The sequence below is a fragment of the Catellatospora chokoriensis genome (genome assembly GCF_011297315.1).
GTDB lineage: Bacteria > Actinomycetota > Actinomycetes > Mycobacteriales > Micromonosporaceae > Catellatospora > Catellatospora citrea.
This window is the reverse complement of the sequence record NZ_JAAOTI010000016.1, coordinates 202,699-225,178: the sequence shown is the minus strand read 5'-3', so window position 1 is coordinate 225,178 and position 22,480 is coordinate 202,699. Positions and strand designations below refer to the sequence as shown.

At 69.3% G+C, this 22,480-nt stretch carries 22 protein-coding genes; 6 read left to right on the top strand and 16 right to left on the bottom strand.

The window, feature by feature from the left end:
* The first annotated feature begins 131 nt into the window (after positions 1 to 131).
* Complete coding sequence (locus HAV39_RS24420) at positions 132 to 947, top strand: alpha/beta fold hydrolase (RefSeq protein ID WP_191841479.1); 816 nt, start codon at positions 132 to 134, stop codon at positions 945 to 947.
* 680 nt (positions 948 to 1,627) lie between these two features.
* Here the strand turns inward: HAV39_RS24420 and HAV39_RS24415 are convergent.
* The 11 genes from HAV39_RS24415 to HAV39_RS24365 all read right to left on the bottom strand — a co-directional run bounded on the left by HAV39_RS24415 (position 1,628) and on the right by HAV39_RS24365 (position 12,593).
* Positions 1,628 to 2,185: an AAA family ATPase gene (locus HAV39_RS24415; RefSeq protein WP_191841478.1), complete on the bottom strand. Its 558-nt coding sequence runs from the start codon at positions 2,183 to 2,185 to the stop codon at positions 1,628 to 1,630.
* A gap of 52 nt (positions 2,186 to 2,237) precedes the next feature.
* On the bottom strand, positions 2,238 to 3,311 hold the full coding sequence (locus HAV39_RS24410; protein WP_191841477.1) for a phosphotransferase enzyme family protein: 1,074 nt from the start codon (positions 3,309 to 3,311) through the stop codon (positions 2,238 to 2,240).
* Positions 3,311 to 4,306 (bottom strand): GrpB family protein, encoded by a 996-nt coding sequence (locus tag HAV39_RS24405; RefSeq protein ID WP_191841476.1) that lies wholly within the window; start codon positions 4,304 to 4,306, stop codon positions 3,311 to 3,313. Before HAV39_RS24405 ends, HAV39_RS24410 begins: the two co-directional genes overlap by 1 nt.
* Positions 4,303 to 6,144, bottom strand: coding sequence for an ABC transporter ATP-binding protein (locus tag HAV39_RS24400; protein WP_191841493.1), 1,842 nt, complete (start codon positions 6,142 to 6,144; stop codon positions 4,303 to 4,305). The genes HAV39_RS24405 and HAV39_RS24400 overlap by 4 nt, the downstream gene beginning before the upstream one ends.
* A gap of 139 nt (positions 6,145 to 6,283) precedes the next feature.
* A complete protein-coding gene (locus HAV39_RS24395; RefSeq protein WP_191841475.1) occupies positions 6,284 to 7,258 on the bottom strand; it encodes a phosphotransferase in 975 nt (324 codons plus the stop codon).
* A gap of 144 nt (positions 7,259 to 7,402) precedes the next feature.
* Positions 7,403 to 7,927, bottom strand: coding sequence for an NUDIX hydrolase (locus tag HAV39_RS24390; protein WP_191841474.1), 525 nt, complete (start codon positions 7,925 to 7,927; stop codon positions 7,403 to 7,405).
* A 63-nt stretch (positions 7,928 to 7,990) separates the two neighbouring features.
* A complete protein-coding gene (locus tag HAV39_RS24385) occupies positions 7,991 to 8,350 on the bottom strand; it encodes a hypothetical protein (RefSeq protein WP_191841473.1) in 360 nt (119 codons plus the stop codon).
* 443 nt (positions 8,351 to 8,793) lie between these two features.
* The gene (locus HAV39_RS24380) at positions 8,794 to 9,972 is read right to left on the bottom strand and encodes a pyridoxal-dependent decarboxylase (protein WP_191841472.1); all 1,179 of its coding nucleotides are present in this window, start codon (positions 9,970 to 9,972) and stop codon (positions 8,794 to 8,796) included.
* Positions 9,969 to 10,820 carry a hypothetical protein gene (locus tag HAV39_RS24375; RefSeq protein ID WP_191841471.1) on the bottom strand — a complete coding sequence of 284 codons (852 nt, stop codon included), beginning with the start codon at positions 10,818 to 10,820 and terminating at the stop codon, positions 9,969 to 9,971. The genes HAV39_RS24380 and HAV39_RS24375 overlap by 4 nt, the downstream gene beginning before the upstream one ends.
* Before the next feature lies 1 nt (position 10,821).
* Positions 10,822 to 12,273 carry an APC family permease gene (locus HAV39_RS24370; protein ID WP_191841470.1) on the bottom strand — a complete coding sequence of 484 codons (1,452 nt, stop codon included), beginning with the start codon at positions 12,271 to 12,273 and terminating at the stop codon, positions 10,822 to 10,824.
* Positions 12,273 to 12,593 (bottom strand): hypothetical protein, encoded by a 321-nt coding sequence (locus tag HAV39_RS24365; RefSeq protein ID WP_191841469.1) that lies wholly within the window; start codon positions 12,591 to 12,593, stop codon positions 12,273 to 12,275. Before HAV39_RS24365 ends, HAV39_RS24370 begins: the two co-directional genes overlap by 1 nt.
* Before the next feature lie 659 nt (positions 12,594 to 13,252).
* Here HAV39_RS24365 and HAV39_RS24360 point away from each other — a divergent pair.
* The gene (locus HAV39_RS24360) at positions 13,253 to 14,071 is read left to right on the top strand and encodes a hypothetical protein (RefSeq protein WP_191841468.1); all 819 of its coding nucleotides are present in this window, start codon (positions 13,253 to 13,255) and stop codon (positions 14,069 to 14,071) included.
* Positions 14,068 to 14,760: a RibD family protein gene (locus tag HAV39_RS24355; protein ID WP_191841467.1), complete on the top strand. Its 693-nt coding sequence runs from the start codon at positions 14,068 to 14,070 to the stop codon at positions 14,758 to 14,760. Before HAV39_RS24360 ends, HAV39_RS24355 begins: the two co-directional genes overlap by 4 nt.
* Before the next feature lie 237 nt (positions 14,761 to 14,997).
* On the opposite strand, the gene HAV39_RS43645 is transcribed toward HAV39_RS24355, so the two are convergent.
* Positions 14,998 to 15,261 (bottom strand): TY-Chap domain-containing protein, encoded by a 264-nt coding sequence (locus HAV39_RS43645; protein ID WP_373311895.1) that lies wholly within the window; start codon positions 15,259 to 15,261, stop codon positions 14,998 to 15,000.
* Between the two features lie 176 nt (positions 15,262 to 15,437).
* Here HAV39_RS43645 and HAV39_RS24350 point away from each other — a divergent pair, with 176 nt between their 5' ends.
* Together HAV39_RS24350 and HAV39_RS24345 are read left to right on the top strand one after the other, a co-directional pair.
* Positions 15,438 to 16,697, top strand: coding sequence for an NsdA family TPR-like regulatory protein (locus tag HAV39_RS24350; RefSeq protein ID WP_191841466.1), 1,260 nt, complete (start codon positions 15,438 to 15,440; stop codon positions 16,695 to 16,697).
* Positions 16,694 to 17,152, top strand: a complete 459-nt coding sequence (locus tag HAV39_RS24345; protein ID WP_191841465.1) for a GNAT family N-acetyltransferase — start codon at positions 16,694 to 16,696, stop codon at positions 17,150 to 17,152. The genes HAV39_RS24350 and HAV39_RS24345 overlap by 4 nt, the downstream gene beginning before the upstream one ends.
* 453 nt (positions 17,153 to 17,605) lie before the next feature.
* On the opposite strand, the gene HAV39_RS24340 is transcribed toward HAV39_RS24345, so the two are convergent.
* Both HAV39_RS24340 and HAV39_RS24335 read right to left on the bottom strand, forming a co-directional pair.
* The gene (locus HAV39_RS24340) at positions 17,606 to 18,010 is read right to left on the bottom strand and encodes a VOC family protein (RefSeq protein WP_191841464.1); all 405 of its coding nucleotides are present in this window, start codon (positions 18,008 to 18,010) and stop codon (positions 17,606 to 17,608) included.
* A gap of 42 nt (positions 18,011 to 18,052) precedes the next feature.
* Positions 18,053 to 19,306 (bottom strand): ATP-grasp domain-containing protein, encoded by a 1,254-nt coding sequence (locus HAV39_RS24335; protein ID WP_191841463.1) that lies wholly within the window; start codon positions 19,304 to 19,306, stop codon positions 18,053 to 18,055.
* A 67-nt stretch (positions 19,307 to 19,373) separates the two neighbouring features.
* On the opposite strand from HAV39_RS24335, the gene HAV39_RS24330 reads away from it, so the two are divergent.
* Positions 19,374 to 20,027 (top strand): DNA alkylation repair protein, encoded by a 654-nt coding sequence (locus HAV39_RS24330; protein WP_191841462.1) that lies wholly within the window; start codon positions 19,374 to 19,376, stop codon positions 20,025 to 20,027.
* Positions 20,028 to 20,047: 20 nt separating this feature from the next.
* Here the strand turns inward: HAV39_RS24330 and HAV39_RS24325 are convergent, their stop codons facing one another.
* On the bottom strand, positions 20,048 to 21,415 hold the full coding sequence (locus HAV39_RS24325) for a cation:proton antiporter domain-containing protein (RefSeq protein WP_191841461.1): 1,368 nt from the start codon (positions 21,413 to 21,415) through the stop codon (positions 20,048 to 20,050).
* A gap of 32 nt (positions 21,416 to 21,447) precedes the next feature.
* Positions 21,448 to 22,449, bottom strand: a complete 1,002-nt coding sequence (locus HAV39_RS24320) for a pyridoxal phosphate-dependent aminotransferase (protein WP_191841460.1) — start codon at positions 22,447 to 22,449, stop codon at positions 21,448 to 21,450.
* Positions 22,450 to 22,480 lie beyond the last annotated feature (31 nt).

The window sequence follows — 22,480 nt, the reverse complement described above, 5'->3', positions numbered from 1 at the left end:
GCTGTCCCCGGACGAGTACGAAGCCGCCTGGTACGCAAAGAACATCGATACACCCGACCCCGTGAACACCACCCTTGAGCAGGCCGTAGCCTGCTAGCCACCTCTCCGGATTATCGGGGGAACCTCACCCAGTGATTCCCCATCCCCGGACGGCCACACGTGACATACGCCTGGTCGACGTCGGCGCATACCGCGTCGCCTGCGACGTCACGGCAGGCATCGACCCGACGATCGTGCTGCTGTCTGGCTGGGGCGATACCCGTGACGTATGGCGGCAGCTTGTAGAGCGCCTGGCGCCGCGGCAGCGGGTCGTGGCATACGACCGGGCAGGAGTCGGCGACAGCCGCCCACGCCCCGACTACCAGCGAAGGCGCACCTATCGAGAGCTTGCCGACGAGCTCATGACGCTCCTAGAGGGCCTGGAGATCACAGCACCTGTGATCTTGGTGGCGCACTCGTTCGGGGCGTTGGTTGCACGCATGTTCACCGCGGCCTATCCGACCAACGTGGCTGGTCTGGTACTGATCGACGGGTCGATCGACGAACTGTGCCTGCACCCCGGCGACTTCCCGCCGACCGACGGCCCGGGTGAGCACGCGACACGACTCGACTACGCCGCGAGCGCCGCGACGCTGGCAGCAGCCGCGCTTCCGAATGTGGCGGCGATGGTGCTCAGCCGCACGCCCGGCCGTTGGACGGGGCGCTACGCCAATCCCATATGGGGCGTCGATGCCCGCTGGACCCGCCATCAGGCCAGCACGGCCGAGGCGTTGGACACGCTGTGGATCCGGGCCCACGACGCAGGCCACTATGTGCACCACGACGCACCGGATCTCGCCGTGTTCGCGATCAGGGCCGTGGTTGATGCTGCCGTCGGGCGGGCACCGATGGCCGACGTCGACCATGAGGCGGCGGTAGTGCTACGGCGCCCGCTCGCCCAGCGTTGAGCGAGTAACTGCGCTACTGCTCACGCTCCTACTCGACCGACGCCACTGCTAACAAGGCTCGCCCGATGCGCGGTCCCGCAACGTGGGGATCAGGTCCCACGGTCTCAACAAGAATACCTGGCCAACCGCGGTGGGGTGACGACGTGGTGATGCCGGGCTGGCCACCACGAAACTGCGGCTGAGCCGCGGGCCGAGCAACATCGTCGGATGGTGCGGCATCCACGCGGTACTTACACGAGCTGTCCGGAGTCTCGGTAAGGCCAGCGTCTGGGAATGGTTCCTCGCCGCTGGGCATCATGCTGGTCGTGGTGCGTTCCCGGGTGAGGTACAACCGGCGGACGTCTCCCAGCCGTCGTCGTCATGGTCGGCGAGTAGCTCGCCGGTGGTCTTGTCGAAGATCAGCGGGTAGGTGTCGTCCTGGCGGTATGAGTCTGGTGAAGGCGGGGTGCCGAAGGCCTCGCCCGCCCGGCCGGCCGGGTCGGTGACGGCGCCCGGTAGTGGATGTCCAGCTCGGACAGACCCGCAGTAGCGTGGCGCGCAGTGCGCGCGAGGGCAGCCTCGAGACGCGGGTCAGGGTGAACGGGTGCGGTTTCATGACGCCGGAACGGCGCAGACCGCAGGCCGGGCAGCAGCGGCACCGCGGGATGGCGGCTCGCTCAGCACAGCTAGCGGCGGCTGGTTCAGGCGGCGACCGGCTGGAGTTGGCAGATGGCGGTGTAGCCGCGGATGGCGTTTGCGACGACCGTCAGCGGATCGGTGGCGTTGATGACCACGTGCGCCAGCCGGCTGGTGGCGGCACGGTCGGTGGCGAACCGCTCGGCTAGCAGTTGACGGCTGGCACCGGCGCGGCCGAAGTCGTTGCCGCGCTCCGGGTGGCGAAGGCGGGCCAGCATGATCTCGAGGTCGACGTCGAGCGCGAAGATCAGATCGAACCGGTCGGTCAACAGCGCCATGTTCGCCGCGGTCCCGCACACGAACACCCGGTCGAGGTCAGCGCTACGCAGCTGCCCGATCAGCATGTCCAGCACGGCGGGGCGCCAGTTCCAGTGGTGGCGGCGCAGCCATCCGATGTCGGGCTGCTCAGGGCGGACTACCGGGCGGCCGGCCGGGTCCTCCCAGCGGCACAGACCGGGGTGGGCGTCGAGGCTGATCGCATGCTCGCCTCGGGCGGTCAGGTGCCTGGCCAGCGCGGACTTGCCGGTGCCGGACACTCCGGTGATCAGGACGACGGTACTCATTGCATGCTCCTGACGGCGCGGTGCAGACGTGTGCGGGCGTCGGCGAGAACGCTCACCGGACCGCCCCGGTGACAGCCGCGCGACCGTGGCCGTGCACACCGGCGGCCAGCCCCGTGAGCTGCTGCTCGACCTGGGGCAGGTGCTGCAGCAGGCGCCGGGTGAACAGGTGCCGGTCGGCCCAGTAGCGGTCAAGGCTCTTCTGGATCCGCGCCGGCCGCGGCGCGAGGTACCGCTCCTCGACCCCGTATGTGCTCAGTAGGGCGTGCAGCAGAGCCAGGCGGGCGCAGTTGCGAACCTCGTCGCCGGTCGCCGGGCCGCCGGCTTCCAGGTAGGCAGCCACCGCAGCGAGAGAGATCTGCTGCCAGTCGTCGCGGTGGGCGACGGTGTGCGGGTCGAATGCCATCCGGCCCAGTTCCCGGCCCCGATCGGCGTGCTGTAGCCGCAGGTCGATGATCGCGGCCAACTGGTCGCCGGCGAACAGGGTGTTCGGGGTGACCAGGTCGCCGTGGGCCGGCCGCAGCCGCAGCGGCGCCAGACCGTCCTGCAGCCGCCCGACGTGGTCGAGGTCAGTGATGCGCTGACGCAGGCGCGCGATGTTGGCGTGGTCGGTGCGGTCGGTGAACACCCGAGCGCTGATCAGGTCGAGCAGATGCTCGCAGCGGGCCTGGGCCTGCGCGGGCAGGGTAGTGCGGCACCGTTCGGCACTGACGGGAAGCCGCTGCGCAGCCAGCCCGTCCAGGACGTGATGCAGGCCCGCGGTGGCCCGGCCCAGCGCCGCAGCCTGCCTGACATTGAGCACTGCGGGGCTGGTCGCCTCGGTCCACAGCCACACCGATACCGCCAGATCCGCCTCGACGTGCATCCGCTCGCCACCCGTGGTCGGGACCAGCCTGGTCGTGGGCACGCCCGCCTGGGCCAAGTACATGGTTGCGTCGAGGATCTGCCGTTCGTAGGTGAGGTCGGCACCCGTGCGGTAGATCTTGACGAAGCGGCTGGTGGCGTCGGCGAGTTCGGCACGCAGGTTGTCGGTCTGGGTGCCTGCCCAGACCCGCCGAATGCGTCCTACCCGCAGGCCGTAGGCGGCTTCCAGGACCGCGCGGATACGCGGGTTGAGCGTGAACGTCATCACCGGCCTCCCGGGCTGCTGGTTCTGGAAGGTCGCGGCGCCCATCGCAGGGGTTCCTGGTCGCGCAGGTCGGGCAGTGTGAACAGGTCGGTGCCGGCGGTGATGTGTTCGACCAGCCACTGCGCGGTCGGCAACGGCCAGACCAGCCCGCGGGCGAACACCGGATCGCGCGGGTCGAGTTCGTCGAGGTGGTAGCCGCCACGGGACGCGTCCGCCAGCTCTGGGCCCGTACGTGCCGACTCGTCCCACTGGTCGATGCGGCCGAGGAAGATCGCATGCGCGGTCCCGGCGACGACCGCTACGTGGATCAGCCGATGCAACCGGGCGTGGCCGCCTGTCTCCTCCCGAACCTCGCGCAGTGCCGTGTCCTCCAAGCCTGCATCGCCGGGCTCGATTCCCCCACCGGGCAGCACCCAGTGAATCGGCTCGCCTGGCTTGGTGCGCCGCACGAGCAAGATCCGTTCTGTGGGAGTGAACAGAGCCGCCCGGACCCGGTTCACCACCGGCATCTGCTCGGCCGGTCCGTAGCGGTCGGCGATCTGTACCAAAAGCTGCTGCGCGGCACCCGGATACCGCAATCCGTCGCGGACGAGGTGGCTGTACCGGGCGGCCAGGTCCGCATCGGCGCGCAGCGTGTCGCGTACGCCCAGCAGCCGATCCCATAGCGGCTGGAACGCGCCGATCACGTGCAGCCGCACCGTCAACCCGGCACGGTGCCTGGTGAACACCAGGCCGCCGTCGGCGCCCAGGTCACCGTCGAAGGCCCAACCGGCGACCGTCGCCAGCCGCATCAGCGTGCTCACGTTCGCCGTCGCATCGAGCCTGGCGGCGATCCCGATCACCGGATCCGCGGGCAGCCCGGCGACCGCAGTCGGGCCGACGTGCTCGACCTGCGTCACCAGGCCGCTCAAGGCGTCACGCACCCCGGCGATATGCGCCGCAGCCAGCACCGCCCAGCCCTGGTCGTGTTCGACGACCCGCCGGTCTGCCATCATGACACCGCCTCGCCGTAGCCCCGGGCCTGCAATGTGTAGAGCTCGCTATAGAGGCCGCCGTCGGCGATCAGCTCGTCATGGCTGCCGGACTGCACGATCCGGCCATCGTGCATGACGACGATGAGGTCGGCGTGACGGATGTTAGCCAGCCGATGAGTGATCAGGATCGTGGTCCGCTGGCCCTGCCGGTCCCGGATCGCCTGGAACAGGGCGTCTTCGGCACGGGGATCCAGCGCAGAAGACGGCTCGTCCATCACGAGCAGGTCGGCGTCGCGGTACAGACCGCGAGCGGAGGTGATCCGCTGCCACTGTCCTCCGGAAAGGTCCTGGCCGTCGGCGAACGTGCGGTCCAGCAGCGTCTCGTATCCGTGCGGCAGGCCGGCGATCACCGGGTGGGCGACAGCGCGCCCGGCGGCTTCGTGGATCCGGTCGGGGTCGGGGTCGGCGTCGATGTCACCCAGTGCGATGTTGGTGACGACCGACAGCGGCCATTTGTAGAAGTCCTGCCGGACCACGGCGATCCGGGCGCGTAGGCCGTCGGGGTCGTGCTCGGCGTAGTCGCGGCCGTTCCAGCGGATGCTGCCGCCGTCGGGCTCACGCAGCCCGGCGATCACGGCGGCGAGCGTCGACTTGCCGCTGCCGTTCTCCCCCACCAGCGCGACCGTCTGCCCGTGGCGGATCGTCAGGCTGACATCGACCACCGCCGGGGTGTCCCGTTCGGGGAACGCAAACGTCACCTTGTCCAGGTGCAACTCGTCCAACGGCGCGGTCTCGTGGCTGCCGCATACCTCGGGCATGTGCTGGCGGGAACGTGCCAGGAAGTTCTGATAGTCGCGGACGTGGACGCCCTCGTCGTAGACCCGGTCGACCTGCCATGCCGCCATGGACAGGTGCCGTTGAGCAGCCTGTACCGCGATCACGCACGTCGCGGCCGCAGCCAAGGGGATGTCACCGTTGAGCAGCAGCACTCCGAGCAGCACGTACACGGCCGTGGAGGCGATGCCGGAGGTCAGCGATCCGATCGTGGTGGTGATCGTGATCCGCCGCGCCAGGTCCAGCTGGATCTTCGTTTCGGCGCCCATGACCTGGTCGTACTGGGCCAGCAGAAAGCCGCGTAGGCCGTAGGAGCGAAGCTCGGCGGCACTGTCCCGTTCGGCCATGAGCCGGTGCAGGACTCCCAGGCGGCGTCGGCGCACGGACCCGGCGATATACGTGCGGTAGCGCTGGTGCCCTGCCGACAGTGCCGCCCACACGTTCGGTACGGTCGCGACCAGCAGTGCGGCCAGCAGCACCGGCTCGATCACCACGACTGCGGCGGTGACCGCGACGATCCCCGACAGTCCGGCCAGCAGGTTGAGGGTGCCCTGCACGAGGCCGATGACGGAGCTACTTCCGCGGCCGGCGCGTTCCATGTCGTCGGCGAACGCGTCGGCGTCGAACGCCTCCAGCCGCACGCTGGTGGTCGCTTCGAACAGGCGTCGCTCGACGTCGCGGTCGACGCGCGGGCTGAGCCCGTTCTGCGCGAACCCGGTCACGATGCTCAGCCCGGCGCGGATCGCCGCGGTAGCGGCCAGCATGATCAGCGCGGGCAGCGCCGCCCACACCCGATCCGGGGTCGGCCCGGCGGCAAACAGCTCGACCAGAACCCGCTGGGTGGCCAGCAGCCCGAGCGCCGACAGGATCCCGGCGCCGACAGTCGCACCGGCCACGGTCAGGGTCCGAGCGCGGTCGGCGCGCCAGGCTATGCCCAGGGCGGTGCGGATCAGCTGCGGGATCTCGGCGAATACGGCCAGCAGCCCGGCGTCGGCGCGGGCGCGCATGCCGGTCTCCCACCACATGGTGCGCATCTCCGGCAGTGCGGCATCACCGGCCGTGCGGGGCCGTGGCGGCTGCAGTACAGCCGCCGGTGCTTGCGATGTCTGTGTCACGGCAGGTCCTTCAGTCCGTAAGGGGTCGGGCTGAGCAGATGGGGTCGGTTTAGTGCTCGAGTCGGCGGTGAAGCCAGCCGAGGGCTGCCAGCCCGGACTGGCGGCGGTGCTGCGCCAGGTACGGCGAGGTCGGGTCGGGTTCGGCGCTGCCGTGGACGAGCAGGTAGCCGGCGTAGGCGGCCAGCATCGCCTCCACACCCTGTACTGGAATCCCGACGGCCGTCGGGTGCTCGGCCAGCAGCTGGTCGACGTCGGCACGGTCGCTGGCACCGATCAGCAGGGCGACGGTGTCGACCCACGACGGACCGCGCATCACCCACGCCCAGTCGGTAACCAGAGTCCAGTGGTAGCGGTTGAGGACCAACAGGTTGTCCGCACGCATGTCGTAGTGGATGAGGCTGGTCGCGTTATCAGTCAGCCCCGGCAGCAGCCCTTCAAGGCCGACCAGGAGCCCCAGCTGCTCGCTCGCCCACGACGGGATGTCGGGCATCGACACCCGGCCTGCGGCGATCGCCGCCCAGTTGGCGTACCTATCGCGGGCGGTCTCGGAGAACGACGTCGTCGCCAGGTCCGCCAGCCGGGCGGGCGGGTCGGCCAGGCTCGCCGCGACCGCGGTCTGGGCGCGCAACGCCGCCCGCAGCTCGTCGGCACTCCAGGGCAACTTCGGGGTGTGGCCGACGACCGCGACAAAGCACAGCACCACATGCCCGGCCAGCTCCGCACTCCACAGGAACTTCGGCGCCGGCACCGCCACTGGCAGCGCCGCGGCGAACCGCGCCTCCGCCCGATACAGCTGCGCCGCCGACGACGTCGCGCTGGTGGCCTTGATGAAGTAGGAGCCTCGGTCAGCAGTCGTCAGGACAGAGGCGAACCCGGCGCTGAAACCGCTGGTACGCGACACCGCACTGGTGACGGGGCTACCCAGCCGGTCGGTGATCGCCGCCCGCAGCTGTTCGGGCAGGTGCTCCCACCCGGGACGCTGCGCTGTGCGCTCGTAGTCGAGCAGACTGTTGCCGTTACCCATGACACTCCAATGCGAAAGTTCTATGCGTGGTTACGGCCGCCCATAGTCGGATCCGGATGAGCGCCTAGGGCTTCGGCGGCTTGGTGCCTGAGCCCGCTGTCCGGGCACGGCGCAGCAGCACCCGGATGCCGGTGCCGGGCCTGGCTAACCGGGCTGGTTGACGGTGGAGGCGGGGTCGGCCAGGTCGGGCAGGGCTAGTAGGGTCCGCGCCGGGATGCCGCCGGTGGTCATCAGGTCGTTGATCGCCAGTGGGCGCACGTCGAGCGCGACGAGGGTCTCTGCGGTGACCGCCAGGCCCTGAAGGGCGCGGCGCGAGGTGCCGGTCGCTTCGCGAGCGGCGAGGATCTCCGCGGCGGGCAGGTCCAGGCTGGCGGCGTAGACCGCGGAGCGGGCGTGGGTGCGCGCCGCCGGCAGGACGTGCACCAGCCGTAGCACGCCCGACTCGGCGCCGAGTTCTTCGCGCAGCAGCCGCCGCGCGACGGTGGCCGGGTCGGTGCGCATCGTGCCGCGCTGCATCGTCGGGTACGTCCAGTAGCAGTGCCGGTCGCTTTCGTGACGGTGCAGCAGCAGCTGCCCGTCGGCGCTGACCGGCACGACGAACACCCGCGCGACACCGGAAAGCAGACGGCGCAACAGCGCCTGCGGCGATGCCGCCGGTGGACTCGACATCATGACGTACCCCCATCTCGATCGATGATCAAAACCTTTGGACCTGGCCGCGTTACTGGACGCTCATGCGCGAGGTCTGCGCGCCGGCACGAACACCGTCGTCGGGCGCGCCCGCATATCGGGCTGGCGGCCGATCCAGCGGTCGTTTCGGTAACGCACGCCCACACCTGCCGGGCCGTGTCGTGCGACGGTGATCGCCGTGATCGCTTCGGCCGCTCGCACCAGCGGCACCCTGCCCGCCAGCGCCCGCACGACCTGCTCCTCCAGCCAGACCGCGTCGACAGGCTGGCGCCGGCAGCCCGGCGCGCACTGGAACACCCGCTGCGGGCCGCCGGTGAGTTCGCGCATCCGGCGGCGGCAGCCGGCGCAGTACAGCAGCGGCGCAAACCCTGCCAGCTGCTGCGAGGTGACCCCCGTCGACATGTCCTCTCCTCGTCTCTCGAACCGGTAGGTGTGGCGTGTACGGCCCAGGCCGCCCCCGGCAACCGCCCGCCCTGTGTCCATAGCAAGGGCTGCCATTCGGCCTGGGCCGCGGCGAAGGCCCCTTATTTCCTCCGCCCGCGCCGCTCACCCCCCAGGGTCCGGCGCGCCTACACCACGTCTTGGCAGGTTGCGTTCGCGTAGCACGTCAGGCGTCCCTTTCATCTGGGTGTCGGGTGGTGCAGGTGATGGCTCAGGCCGGCGGACCCGGTTTCGGGACCAAGCGCTGGCACAGCGCCCTGCCGGGCCGCCGGCCCGAGCCGCGGGGTGTGGCAGAGCGGGAGGCTCGCTGCCGCACCCCGGCACCGGCTGACCGGCCTATGGCGCGGCGCCGATGCTGCCGCGCCCAGGCGGTGGGCACGGCCGATAACGTCACGATGTACGTGTCAGGTCGCGGCCATCGCGGGCCTTCGCGCTCCGAGCAGCCCTCGCCTACGGCCGACCAGCGCCTGCCAATCGGCCACGAAACGGTCGACATCCGACCTTGTGACCTGCGGCATGCAGATCAGATGGGCACAGCGGTCGTCGGCGGGCACGACCCATCGCTGGGTCAGCTCCGGCGGTGGCGGCGGGAAGAAGACGGTGAACGCGTGCGGATGCCGTTGTGCGTCCACACCGATGCGCCGCAGCCGCTCGCAGGCGTAGGCGGCGGTGTCGCGGCAGGCCCGCACCCGCGACCGGTGCGCCTCCGTACCCAGCCCAGCCAGAGACTTGTAGAGCTTCAGCGTGGTGTGCCCGGAACGGCTGCCAGCCAGGGTCACCGACGCCGTGCCCGTATACGAGACCCTGCCCGCGGCCGCCGCCAGCGGCTGGTCTCGGTACACCAGGACCCCGCAGGGCTCCAGCGTCGAGAGGAACTTGTGGCCCGACACCACCGTCGAGGTCACTCCGCGGACGCTGAAGTCCACCCGCGGGACGCCGTCGACCGGGACCAGGGCCAGCGGCAGGCCCGAAAGCGCGGCGTCGACGTGGATGCGGCGGCGGGTGATCGACAGCCGGTCGCACGCGGCGACGATCGCCGGAACATCGTCGACGGCCTCGGTCATCGTCGTGCCCGCCACCGCCACGATCACCGCCGCCCGATCCCGGCGCCTGGCCAGTTCCCCCGCCAGATCCGCCACGTCGATGCCGCCGCCGTCATCGACACCGATGACCACCAGCGGCATCATCAGCTTCTCCGCAAGCTCGCCGAGCATGTAATGTCCGGCGGCCGAGGCGTAGATCACCGCGTCCGGGAAGCGGCGCCGGGCATCAAGCAGCGCGTGCTCGGTGCCCTCGGTCGCCCCGTCGGTCACGTAACCCCACCGGCTGGCCGGAGCGCCCACGATGTCGGCGACCATGTTCACAATCTGCACCTCGAGGTCCTTGGTGTGGTTGCGGCCGTGGCCGCCGTCGTACGGGGACCCGATGTTGTTCAGCAGGCTCCCCGACCACAGATGCGCGAGGTCCTCGTAGGTGATGTCGGTGGCGCCGGGAAAACCGAGGTTCATGCGCCCGTCGTCGGCATACTGCCGACCCAGCTGCTCCCAAACCGGCTTGAGATCACGCGGCTCGACTGTGCTCATGCTTGCCGCCGCCCCTGCCGACTGGCGTTGGCGTGTGCGGCGGCCTTGAGCGCCGTGATGCGGCCGTTGTCGGCCTGGGCCAAGGTGTCCGACAGCTCCCCCGCCCAACGCAGCACCTCACCATGGCCGTCATCGGCGAGCATCCGCTCGCGCGGCACCGAGTACGCCTCGAACAGCCGCGACCCGGACGCCGGCCTCACCGGATGGGTGGACTGCACTGTGAACGCGTTGTACTCCGCCCGGGTGCCGTGATAGCAGACCATCGTCGTCTTGTCGGTCAGCACGATCCGGCTCACCGCAGGAACGTCCAGCGGCGAGCGGGCCGTGCGCTGCACCTTCTCCCACGTCCCGGTAGGGCTATCGGTTCCGGGGGCGGTGTCCAGGCTGATCACCGCCAGGCCCGCGTACACGGCCCCGATGTCGGAGACCATGTGCTTGTCACGGCCGACCGACAGTTCCTCGCGGATGTCGAAGCCCACCCCCGCCGCGCGGGGCGCGAACTGGTGATGCAGCTCGAACAGCAGCCGCGGCAGGACCCGCACATCCGGATGGTCCAACCACAGGTGCCACGCCGCCGCCACCTCGAAGAACTTCCTGCGTCGCCGGTCGTGCTGCAGATACAGGTACCCCAGCGCGTGCGGTGCAAGCTTGTCCTGACTGAACCGCTGCTCCCACGCATTGATCTTGAAGTGAGCGCCCATCATCTGCACCCGCTCAGCCGCCTGGTAGCGCCAGTCGGCATACAGCGTGCTGTCGTCGGGCCCCTTGTCCTGGGCTGCGTCCGCCGCCCCAGCCGGTGCTGCCTGCGCGGGCTGCGCCTGGTCGGTGTGGGTGTGCCTGGCGGTCATGTCACATCACCAGCTTGCCCAGTCGGCGCGCCGGCGAGGTGACCGGATCGGCCACGACCCGGCCGACCGCAGCCAGCGCCGCGGGCCGGACCGCACGCATCACCGCACCCCAACCCAGGCCGGCCAGCAGCACCGCCACCGCTAGCGCGGGCAGCAGCAGCCAGCCCCGCGAACCCGGCGCCAGGCCGAGCAGCGAACCGAGGTTGGCCAGCATCATCGCCATCAGCAGGAACCCGAGCACGCACCCGCTGATCGGCGCGATACGGCGTACCAGCACGCTGTCGTTGGTGCCCTGACCCGTGGCGAAGAACCGGTTCACCGCCGCGCACGCCACGACCAGCAGCGCCAGCAGCATCACCGCACCACCAGTCGACAGCCACGTGAACATCACCGCGAGCGGGTCAGCGCCCGAAACGGCGAACCCGGCGATGACCAGCCCGGCCAGGACGGTCTGGGTCAGCGACGCCGCTACCGGAGTCTCACCGGACCTGCTCGTCGTGGCCAGATATCCGGGCAGGACCTGCTCTCGGGCCATCGCGAACAGATACCGTGTGCCCGCCTGGTGGAAGCTCGACATCGCCGCCCCCACACTGGTCATCAGCAGCATCGTCGTCAGCCAGCCGATCGAGGGCCCAAACACGCTGCTCAGCGTCTGAAGCGGCCCACCCGCGGCATCCGAACCGATCTTCGCCACCCCGCCCGGGCCGGCCTGCATCGCCATCGCCCAGGCGCCCAGTGCGTAGAACACCCCGGCGAACCCGATCGCGGCCAGCATCGCCCGGCGAATGCTCGGCGCACCTCCGCGAGCTTCTTCCGCGTACGCCGGGACCGTCTCCACCCCGACGAACGCGGCCATGGCGAACGCGATCACACCTGCCAGACCCGGCACCAGCAGCGCTGTCGGCGAGAACGCCTCGAAAGTCAGCGGCCCCGGCCGCTGCGACAGCGCCGTGACCACGTAGAACACGATCACCGCGAGTTCCAGCGCCAGCAGGAACCCCAGGATCCACACATTGCCCAGCCCGCCCACCAGGCCGAGCACCGCGACGACTACCAGCGCTGCCAGAGACCAGACCCACCACGGGCCGAACCCGGTCATGCCCGCCATCGTCGAACCCAGCAGCCCGTACAGCGACGTCCCAATCGCCAGGTAGCCCACCAGCGCGCACAGCCCCGCCGCAACCCCCACGACCGGTGCCAGCCCCCGACCCATCAGCGCGTACAGCGGCGCCGCATGGCTCAAATGCCCCGCAGCCCCCACATACCCAATACCGATCACGTACAGCACGCCAGCGACCAGCACGAAGGCAAGCGGGACACCGACGACCCCCGTCGCGGCATACATCGTGGGGATACCACCGACCTGCACCGTCAACGGCGACGATGCCACCACCGCCATGATGAACAAGCCGACCGGGCCGATCCGGCCCTGCGCCAGCGTCACCCGCGCCATCACGCCACCACCGAACGGCTCTCGACCGACGCCGCGACGGCGCAGTCCGGCGACCGGCAGTCACGGCGGCGACGGTGCAGTGCGAACTCGTGCTCGCTCAGCGCCGCCACGCTGAGCGTCGGACGGACCGGACTTCGCCTCCAGTAGGCGCGCAGCCGCGCAGCGGCCAGCAGCGCAAGCTCAGGCGAGGACCGTCGGTCCACGAACTGGTGTGTTCTATCCGCCCAGTCCATCCGAACCGCGTAGACGGTCACCGCCGATGACGGCGGCCGTCGCCGGCGCAGGATGGCCCTGTGCGCCAATCGCAGCATCACGCTCATGCTTGACCCCTCCCCAGTTGACTTCGAGCCCTCCAGGCCGGCCGACGAGAACGGCATCGCCGCTGAAGCGGCCACCGGTTACAGCGTCTGGTCGTCCGGCCAGGGACGTGATGGCACCGCCCCGCTCGTCCGATGCCCGCGACACGGGCTCGGCAGCAGGCGAAGTACCTGCTCCTCGCATCGTGGCCACAACGCCGGACGGCCCATGGACACAGCCGTCGGTAGGCGCGAACATCGTGTGTCTCCCGTCTCGGCTCAGCAGCCACGTGACTGTCACGGCATCGACCAATTGCCGCGATCGGCTGTCAGGCGGTGCCTGCCAGATCAGCGCGGCTAAGCGACGATGATGGTCGCGTTAGAGAGGCCGCGGTAGATCCACGGTGAGCCCCTAGCATGGGGGTCCATCGTGGACCCCCAAGCTGGGCTGGGCGCAGTCCGTCCGCACCGAAGGGCGTGTTTGCCCAGTTCAACGCAGCCGTCAGCCGCGCCGGAGCCTCCGCTACGACCGGGCGCTGGCGGGCGTAGTCTCTGGCCAGCGGCCGGGCTGCGGTCTAACATGATCGCGGCACGGCTGGCACCTGTGCGGCCATGAACGCCAGCCATGAGTCACTCACACGCCGTGCCGGCCACAGGACTGCGTCGACACCGGAGGTGACAAGGTGCCAGCGCGGGACATCGACCCTCGATGGTGGAGCGAGGCCAGCTGGAACGGCGTGCCGCTGGCTGACGTGCTGCGCCAGCGAGATGTCAATTCGCTGTTTCTCTTCCTTCGCTCACGCGGCATCACGCGTGCGTCAATCGCGGCACAGACCGGCCTGGCGGAGAACCGCGTCCGGGCCATATCGCAGGGCCACCAGCAGGTGACCGCTTACGACGTATTGGAACGGATCGCCGAAGGCCTGACCATTCCGCGCGCCATGATGGGGCTCGGTACCGCCGACGACGACGTGGCCAGCACCCGCCCGGCGCCAACGTCCGTGCGTCCCCGGATCGCGATCTGCGGCAGCCGCCACCGGCCAGGTACCAACGAAGCGATCATCGACGTCAGCGTCCAGTCGCTGGCCGAGACCCTACGCGACGGACAGCTCGAGGTCCTGCACGGACCTGTCGGCGTGGGAGTCGAGGTGATGACCTACATCGCCAACAACTACCGCCCCGCGCATCTGCGGCGCACTGTGGGGATCTTCGGCCACGCCAACGTCGTCAGAGACGTCCGCCTGGCCGTGATCGTCGGAGGCGGCCGCGGCACCCATGACGAGATAGACCTCGCCCTGGACGCTGGCACCCGCCTGCTGCCGCTCAACGCCTCCGGCGGAGCAGCACAACGCGCTTACCTGCTCATGCGCGCAGATGTGAGCCTGCGCAGCTGGATCGCCGAGGCCGACTTCGCCGCCCTGGAACACTGCGCCGACATGCACACCATCACCGATGTCACACGCCGACTCATCACCGCCTGCCTGCCCGGGAGCCCTCCGTGACCGACCGACCCTACGTACTTCTCAAAGCCGCCGTGTCCGTCGACGGCTACCTCGATGACTCCAGCGCCCAGCGTCTGCTGCTGTCGAGCCCGGAGGACTTCGCCGCGGTCGACGAGCTACGCGCCGGCGTTGACGCGATCCTCGTAGGCGCGTCGACGCTGCGCGTCGACAACCCGCGCCTGATGGTCCGCTCGGCTCAGCTGCGGCAAAAGCGCCTGGCCGACGGCCTGCCGGAGACACCGGCGAAGGTGACGATCAGCCGGAGCATCGACCTCGACCCGCAGTTGCCCTTCTTCACCACCGGGGACTGCGACAAGATCGTTTACGTTCCGGACGCCGCGGCCGGCACCGCCGGGCAGCGCCTCGGTGCCGTCGCCCACATCGTCGGCGCCGGTGATCCGATCTCGTTGCCGAAGGTCCTGGCTGATCTTCACCGGCGCGGGATCCGCCGGCTCATGATCGAGGGCGGCAGCACGGTCCATACCCAGTTCCTGGCCGATGGCCTCGTCGATGAGATACGCCTGTCGATCGCGCCGTTCTTCGTCGGTGACAGCAGCGCCCCGCGGCTGGTCGGCGATGCGGCGTTCCCCTTCGGCTCCGGAAGGCGGATGCACTTGGCGCAGGTCAGCCACGAGGGCGACTGCGTCATCGTGCGGTACCTGCTAGGCGAGCCCGCAGACAAGCCGTAACTGGCTCGGCTGTCGGGTGCCACGTGTGTAACACAGGCTCGCGAGCAGCTGGCGAGTGGCTTTCGTACCCGCGGACCCTGATCGCGACGGTGCGTCGAGCCTCCATCCGCCGCCGAACCGGCGCAGCCTATGGCCGCGGAAGGACCGGCGGCGCTCGCGATCGCAGCGCAGCCGAGTACGGGCGCCTTGACGGCGCCGTTCTCGCGTGTTCGCTACGCGACTGGCTGAGGCGAACGGTCAGCCGTGATGTCGTCGTGGATCGGCGCCATGGGCGTAGCCGCGGTTGGTCTGGACCAGGCCAGGTTCGGCTGCGCGCAGCACCAACTGGATGGTCTGCCGCAGCAGCCGCGCGGCCTGCTCGGCTTGGCTGGTGCTGATCGGCCAGGCATCGATGTACCAGTTCTCGTCACCGGTCTCGGGCGCCTGCCAGCCCCAGGGGATGAGCTGCTGTTCCTCCTGCCCAGTCAGCGCAGGTGTACGCGGCGAGCACGAACTCGAAATCGGCCTAGGTGATCAACCGTCAACGATATGGTTCCTGGGTGCCCGGTGTGGCGCAGGTCGATGGTGACGCTTCCCTGGGTAGGCTCACCAGCCCACAGTAGGGATCCATGTTGGACCCCCCGCCATCAACTTCCAGACCCCACCGGTGCCGGTGCACTCCTCAGAGGCGGTGAACCATGACAGCGCGCCACCCCGACCCAACCTGGTGGACTCGCGAGACCTTCGAAGGCGTACCCCTCGACCATTTACTGCAGAAGCACGACCTGGGAGCGATCTTTCGATTCCTTCGCAGCCGAGGCTTCAGCCGACATGTCATCGCCGCCATGGCCGGTCTCAGTGAGACACGGATCCGCGCCATCTCGCACGGCACCCAACGCGTCACGGCCTACGAGGTCCTCACACGCGTCGCCGACGGTCTGCACGTGCCACGCGAACTCATGGGCCTCAGCCATCATCGGCAGCCGCCACCATCCGGCCCCACCACCGAGCTCGACCTCGCTCACCAACTACTGCAAGCTGCCAGCACCGGCGTCAGCCAGGACCTGGTAACCGCCTGGAATGACCGCGTCGATCAACTGGGTCGGGCAACCCGAAGCGAGTCGCCAGATGTCCTCGCCGACCAGCTCGTCAGCGGCACCGTGCAGCTCGCACCGCTGATCAACGACCACCGGATTCCTGCACGGCACCGGCTCGACCTACGTCACAACACCGCACGCATCGCCGGCCTCACCGCGCTGACTCTGCTCAAAACCGGCGACCGGCACCGTAGCGAGCACTGGTTCGCCACCGCCCACCAGCTCACCGCCGAATCGACCAGCCCGCAACTACAGTCATGGATCGACGCGCAGCACGCGTATGCCGCGTTCTACCACGCCGACATAGCCTCGGCGCTCACCCTCGCCGAACGCGCACGAGCGCGCGGCACTGGCGTCGGCGCGGCACTGGCTGCGGCACTGCTGGCCAGAGCGCACGCTGCCGTAGGCGACCACCGTGCCGCACTCTCGGCGCTCGATGCCGCCATCGAGCAAACCGACCGCCTCGATCCAACCGAAGCCATCCGATCAGCGTTCGGCTACGACCATGCACAACTCGCATTTCACCGAGGCAACACACTGACCGCGCTCGGGCTGCACACCATGGCCAGGCAAGAACACCAACGCGCTCTCACCCTGTACCCGGCCGACGACTACCTCGACCGCACCCTGATCGAGCTCGACCACGCCGAGAGCCTCATCCACAGCGGCGAGCCCACGCACGCCCTCCACATGGTCACTGCCGTCATCAGGTCTCTCACCACGCAGCGGTCAGCCGGACTGATCACCGACAGGTTCGGCCGGGTCCTGTATCTTGTCCCAGCAGCAGCAAGATCCCACACCGCATACCGTGAAGCCAGCCAGCTGCTGCGCGAACGCACCACCGCAGGAGCGCGCTTATGATCGAGGTCAGGTACACGACGAGCGACGACGCCGAAACGATCGCCTTGCTGCTCAACGAGGTCGACCGGTACTACGGCGCAACCGAACTCGAGCCGCTCGACACCCGCATCGCGCAGATCCACGACTTCGTCTTCACCGGCCATGCCAGGCCGACGGTGCTGCTCGCTCACGTCGATGGGAAACCGGCAGGGTTCGCCAGCTGCTCATTGCTGTGGCCTGCTGCGGTGACCACCCGCTCGATGTACCTCAAGGAGCTGTTCGTCGTCGAAGGCGCGCGGCGGCGCGGAGTAGCCAGAGCGCTGATCGACCATGTCATCGCGGCAGCACGCCGCGCCGGATGCAGCCGAGTCGAATGGACGGCGGACGCTGACAACCCCGCCGCCCTCGAGTTCTACCGGGCCATCGGCGTAGAGATAAACGAGTCGAAGGTGTTCTACCGGCTGCCGTTGAGCTAGCCCGTATCGATTCGTCAACCGCGAACCCGCTCGACTCGCCCGGCACTGCTATTGATCATGTGTTGCCATGACCCTCGGTTAGGGGCCATCGGCCCAGCAGCTACTTCATGCAGTTGAGGTTCGCCCGTCAAGCCCACGACAGTGGCCTCGACGTGTCACCGGACGTCAGCGGCACAAGGCCAACAGCCGAAGCATGACACCCAGATGGCCTGCAGGACGGCCGATGCGGCCGGTCAGCCGGCGCCGGTGAAACCTCTCGGCCGCGTGCCCAGCTCCGCCCGGGAGCAATGCCGTGCGGTGACAGCACCTGAGGATGTTCTGACTGCCTTCGGCCCGCCCTCTGGTGTCCCGAAAGGGCCCAGAGGGCGGGCAAGCACCGCGGGTCCGCGCGGCCCGTCGGCTCGAGGTGGTGCGCCGTGCAGTCGCTTACGCGTCGGGCGAGGTCAACCTCGGTCAGTGCGTCGGGGTCGGCACATGGCAGACCTCGATGCGCAGGCCGGAGGGACAAGCGACGAACACGGCGAAGTACCCGGGCGCGTACTCGAGGTACTCGCGCGGCTCGTGGACGACCGTCCAGCCTCCGGCCACGACCGCCTTGTGGACGTCGAGCACCGTCTGCTGGTCGGCGACGGCGAAAGCAGCGTGCTGAAGACCCGGCCGGCCATGGGTGTGCGGGGTGAGGTCGTCGCCTTCGGGTCGATAGAGCAGAATCTCCGGACTCGGTCCGGTCCACGTGCGCAGCCGCTCGGAGCTGTGGGCCGGGCTGTAGCCCAGAGGCGCCAGAAGGGCGTCGAAGAACGCCCCCGACTTGTTCAGGTCGACGGCGGTCAGGGCGAGGTGGTGCAGGGTCGTGGACATGTCTGCCTCATTCGTTCGGATGGGATCGGCTCATTGTGCTGGTCATGCTGCGGTGTAGCCGTGCGGCTCGACGAGCGCCCGAAGACGGGTCAGCGCCGCGTGCGGGGTGGGCGCCCCGACTCCGACTGACAGGCCGGCGTCGGGTTCGAACAGGGCGTCGGCTACCTCGGCGGCGTTGATGTGCCAGCCGAGGACGTTGGTTGCGCCGCGGAAGTCTGCCGCCACCTGCGCCTGCTTCGCGAAAGTGACCTGAGCTCGCCTCGCGGGAGGGGTGTAGCAGCAGGCGATGCAAGTCGCGTTGTACGCCGCGGCTGCGTCGTTGCGGGCCTGGTCGCTGACCGGCCGCCCGAGACCGGCCAAGATGTGGCAGACCCGCGGGTCGATCCCGGTGATCGCCTGCACCGAGTGCGCGATCAGTCCCCCACCGGGCCGCACGGCGATGTCCAGCGCCTGCCAGACGCCGCCGTCGAGACGCAGTTCAGCGTGCAGGACGCCGTGGACCACGCCGAGCGCAGTGGCGATACGTTCGGCGTGTCCAGGCAGATCAGGTAGAGCGTCGATGATCTTCGGGTGTACCGGCGGTGACACCATGACCCGGTCGACGAAGGGGTGGACCTGGGTCGAGGTCAGCTTCTCATGAACCACGAGACTGATCACCCGACCGGCGCCCATCGTGATCTCGGCGCCGATCTCCAGGCCTTCGGCCCCGCCTGCGTAGCGCATGGCGATGATGTTGGAGGTTGCCGGGACGTTGCCCATTCGCAGCAGGATCCGGTAGTAGGCCAGGTTATCGGCCGGGCTCAGGTCGTCGCGGTAGCGGTAGACCCCCAGCGAGCTGGTTCCCGTCGCGGGTTTGAGGACCGGCCGCGGTCCGTAGGCCGTGATCGCGTTGTCGATCAGTTGCGGGCTGAGGCTGCCGTAGAAGTAGTCGGGCACCGGCACGCCGTCCGCGGTGAGCCGGTCGTAGGTGGTTGCCTTGTCGACGGCGATGCATCGGCTGGCAGCGAGCGGGCGGTACGCGATGTCGTCGTTGAGGATCTGCAGCGACGTGTTCCAGTAGTCATCCAAGCAGGTCGCAGTCGTCAGCGGCAGCCCTTCGCCCGCTGCGGCGACGTGGTCCAGTGCATCATCTTGTAGGGCGCTGCTGCCTGACTCCAGGGCCAGCAGGACCGATACGGGGATCTGCCGGATGACAGCGCCGCCGGACAGCAGGTCGGACAGCGTGGCGGCATCGGTGTTGACAGGTCCGTAGATGCCGTAGACGGGGCTGGTGCCGCCCGGACGCTCGGCGGTCATGTCGCGGGAGGTTCCGGCCATGTGCGTCATACCTCGTTTCTGGTCGAGTGCGCGGTAACGTCGCGGGATGGGTGGCGGCGACGGTCAGCAGCTGGCCGGCATGGTGCGGCAGCGGCTGCGGGAGCTGGCGCAGCCGGAGATAGTCGATGGCATCGTCGAGTCGCGCAGCCCGGGCAAGCAGGTGCTGGGCATCCGCATCCCGCCGTTGCGTCAAGCCGTCCGGCAGAGCTCGAAAGCCGAAGGCGGCAGCGGCGCGGTCGCTGCCGCCGATGTGCTGTGGCACGGCCAGTCGCACGAGGAGGAGCTGGCCGCGTGCATGCTGCTGCGACTTTCGGGCCAGCGGCTGACCAGCGAGGTTGTCGCGTCGTGGGCGCCGCTGCTGGACAACTGGCTCTGCGTCGACGAACTCGGTGGCTGCGTCGGCGAAGCTCTGCTCGACCCGACGCTGACACTGGGCGAGTTGGGGTGGCTGGCTGTGTCTTCGTCGCAGTGGCAGCGGCGGCTTTACGTCGTGGGTCTCATCAAACCTGTACGTGACGGACTTGATCCGCGGCAGGTGCCGCACGTCGCCGAGCTGCTGGCCGACCGCACGGCCATGGTCCGGAAGGCGTGTGTGTGGCTGCTCAGCGACACGGTCAAGCGTCGGCCGAGTGCTGGCCCGCAGTTCCGGCAGCTGCTGCCCGAGCGGGCTCCCGCAGCGCTGACCCGGCTGGTCCGCTAGCAGCGCGGAAGCGTCCGGCCTCATGACGGCACCGCAGCCGTGACCGGGACGGGCGGTTGCGCCGCGGCACTGGGGCGGGTGGGACGGCGGTAGCCCAGCAGGGTCAGCAGCGGACCGGTGGCCGCCGTGGTCACCAACGTCATCACCACGAAGACCGCGAAGACGTCTGAGCCAATGACTCCTGCGGCCAGGCCGGTGTTGAGCACCAGCAGTTCGGTCATGCCCCGGCAGTTCATCGCGACTCCGATCGCCGCGCTCTCACGCCAGGACAGGCCGACTGCGCGGCTCACCGCGGTCCCGGAGATCAGCTTGCTCAGCGCAGCGACGGCGAGCACCGCGGCGCAGAGACTGATGGCCGCGTTGCCTGACAGCAGCCCCAGGTCGGTGCGTAAGCCGACTGCGGTGAAGAACAGCGGCAGCAGCAGCCACTCGGTCAAGCCGCTGGCCATCGTCGTGACCTGCTGCACCGCGATGGCACCGCGCGGCACAGCCAGACCGAAGAGGAACGCACCGAAGATGGCGTGCAAGCCCAGGTGTTCGGTCGCGGCCGCGCTCAGCAGCAGCCCGGCCAGCAACGCGGCGGGACCGAGAATCCCGCCGCCGGCGTAACGGCCGGCGGCGTAGGCCATCAGCGGCCGGGCCAGCCACCAGACCGCCGCGGCGAACACCGCGGCACCCGCCAGACGGGTCATCGTCTGGGCGAGAGAGCCGCGTTCGACCAGGCACATGGTGACTGCCAGCAGGCACCAAAGGGTGGCATCGCCGACCGCGGCCGAACCAGTCGCCAGCGTTCCGACTTTGCTGGTCAGCATTCGGCGTTCGGCGAGGATGTGCGCCAGCACCGGTAGGGCGGTGGCGCTCAACGCCGCGCCGAGAAACAGCGCGTACGGCAGCCCGCCGACCGCCGGCGGTCGGTACGGCTCCAGCAGCAGCACCGCGGTGAGGACTCCACACACGAACGGAACGGCGATCATCGCGTGGCCGATGGCGACGGCCTGGGACACGCTGCCAGCAGCAGAGTGCCCGGCCATCTGCTGGCTGACGACGAACACGAACAAGATCACGCCCAGCTGGGCGAGCAGGTCGACGGCCCGGACACTAGCCGGATGCCTCAGGAAGTCCGCGGCGCCGGGTGCCAGCACCCCCAGCAGCGACGGCCCGAGCATCAGCCCCACCGCGGCCTGGCCGATGACGCATGGCTGGTGCAGCCGCACAGCCAGCGCTCCCCCGGCATGGGCGGCGGCGACCACGATGACGATGGTGGCCAGGACCCGGCCGAGGTCGCCGGCGTGGGCCGCCGCCTGGGCATCGGATGCCGACGCTTCTGCGGCGCCGACGGCGGCCAGCACCGCCGCGGCGACCGCAGCCGGGATGATCACCGCTGCCATGTAGATCCACGTCAGTCGGCTTCTCGGAGGACTCACTGCTGCTCCAGGATGTGGGCTGCGGCATCGATGACCACGGCAGGCTGGGCGGTGCAGAGCCGGACGGTCGACTGGTCGGTGCCGAAGACAACTCCGGGCAGGCCGATGATTCCCGCAGCACGCAGCGTCGCCCCGGCGTCGGCTTCACGTTCAGCGCTGATCAGTAGGTGTGTGCCAGCATCGGCTTCCACACAACGAAGAGCTGTTGATCTGCTGACTGCTGTCTGCAGCCGAAGTCGGTGGCTGTCGACCTGATGTTTCCTGGCGCCAAGTTCAGCCTGGATCGTCGGGCTGGTGAGCACGCCGAGTGCCACCTGCTGGCTGAGCTGGCTGGCCGACATCGACATGTGGGTCTTGACCGCCTCAACGGCTTTGATCAGCGCCGCCGACGGTGAGGCCAGGCATCCGATCCTGATCCCGGGTAGGCGCAGCAGCTTGGACAGGCTGAACACCACGATGTCGCGCTCAGTGGCGGGAGCACCCGGATGGGAGGTGATCAGCGGAGCACTGTGGGAGACGTCCCAGATGGTCCAACCCCCACCAGGCCGCACGTCCTGACGGCCGACAAGGACCCCTGTCGGGTTGTGCGGGCTGCAGATCACACGTACCTGGCCGTGCCCCACGCCGGGAATCGGACCGGGCACGTCATAGTGGTCAACGTGCAGGCCAGCCAGCACGGCGAGCTGGTCGAAACCTGGAAAGCCCGGCCGCGGCGCGATGACCGTGTCGCCCGGATCGGCGGCGCACAGCAGCGCCAGGTGCAGCGCCTCGCTTCCCCCGGCCGTGATCACGACCTGGGCGGCGCTCAGACCAAGCATCCGCCCGACCGCCTCCCGCAGCGGCTGCTCGCCTGCCACTGGTCCGTAGAAGGCAGCTTGCTCGGCGGTGGCGTTCAGCCCGGCAAGGACCAGGCGGGCCGTCTCCAGTGGCGGGGAGTTGTCCCCGCGCAGGTCCAGCGAACCGTCAGGCACGGGGAAGGAATCGTAGGTCCAGGTCACCACGGATCTGCAGCGGTCGCTGACCGCGGGC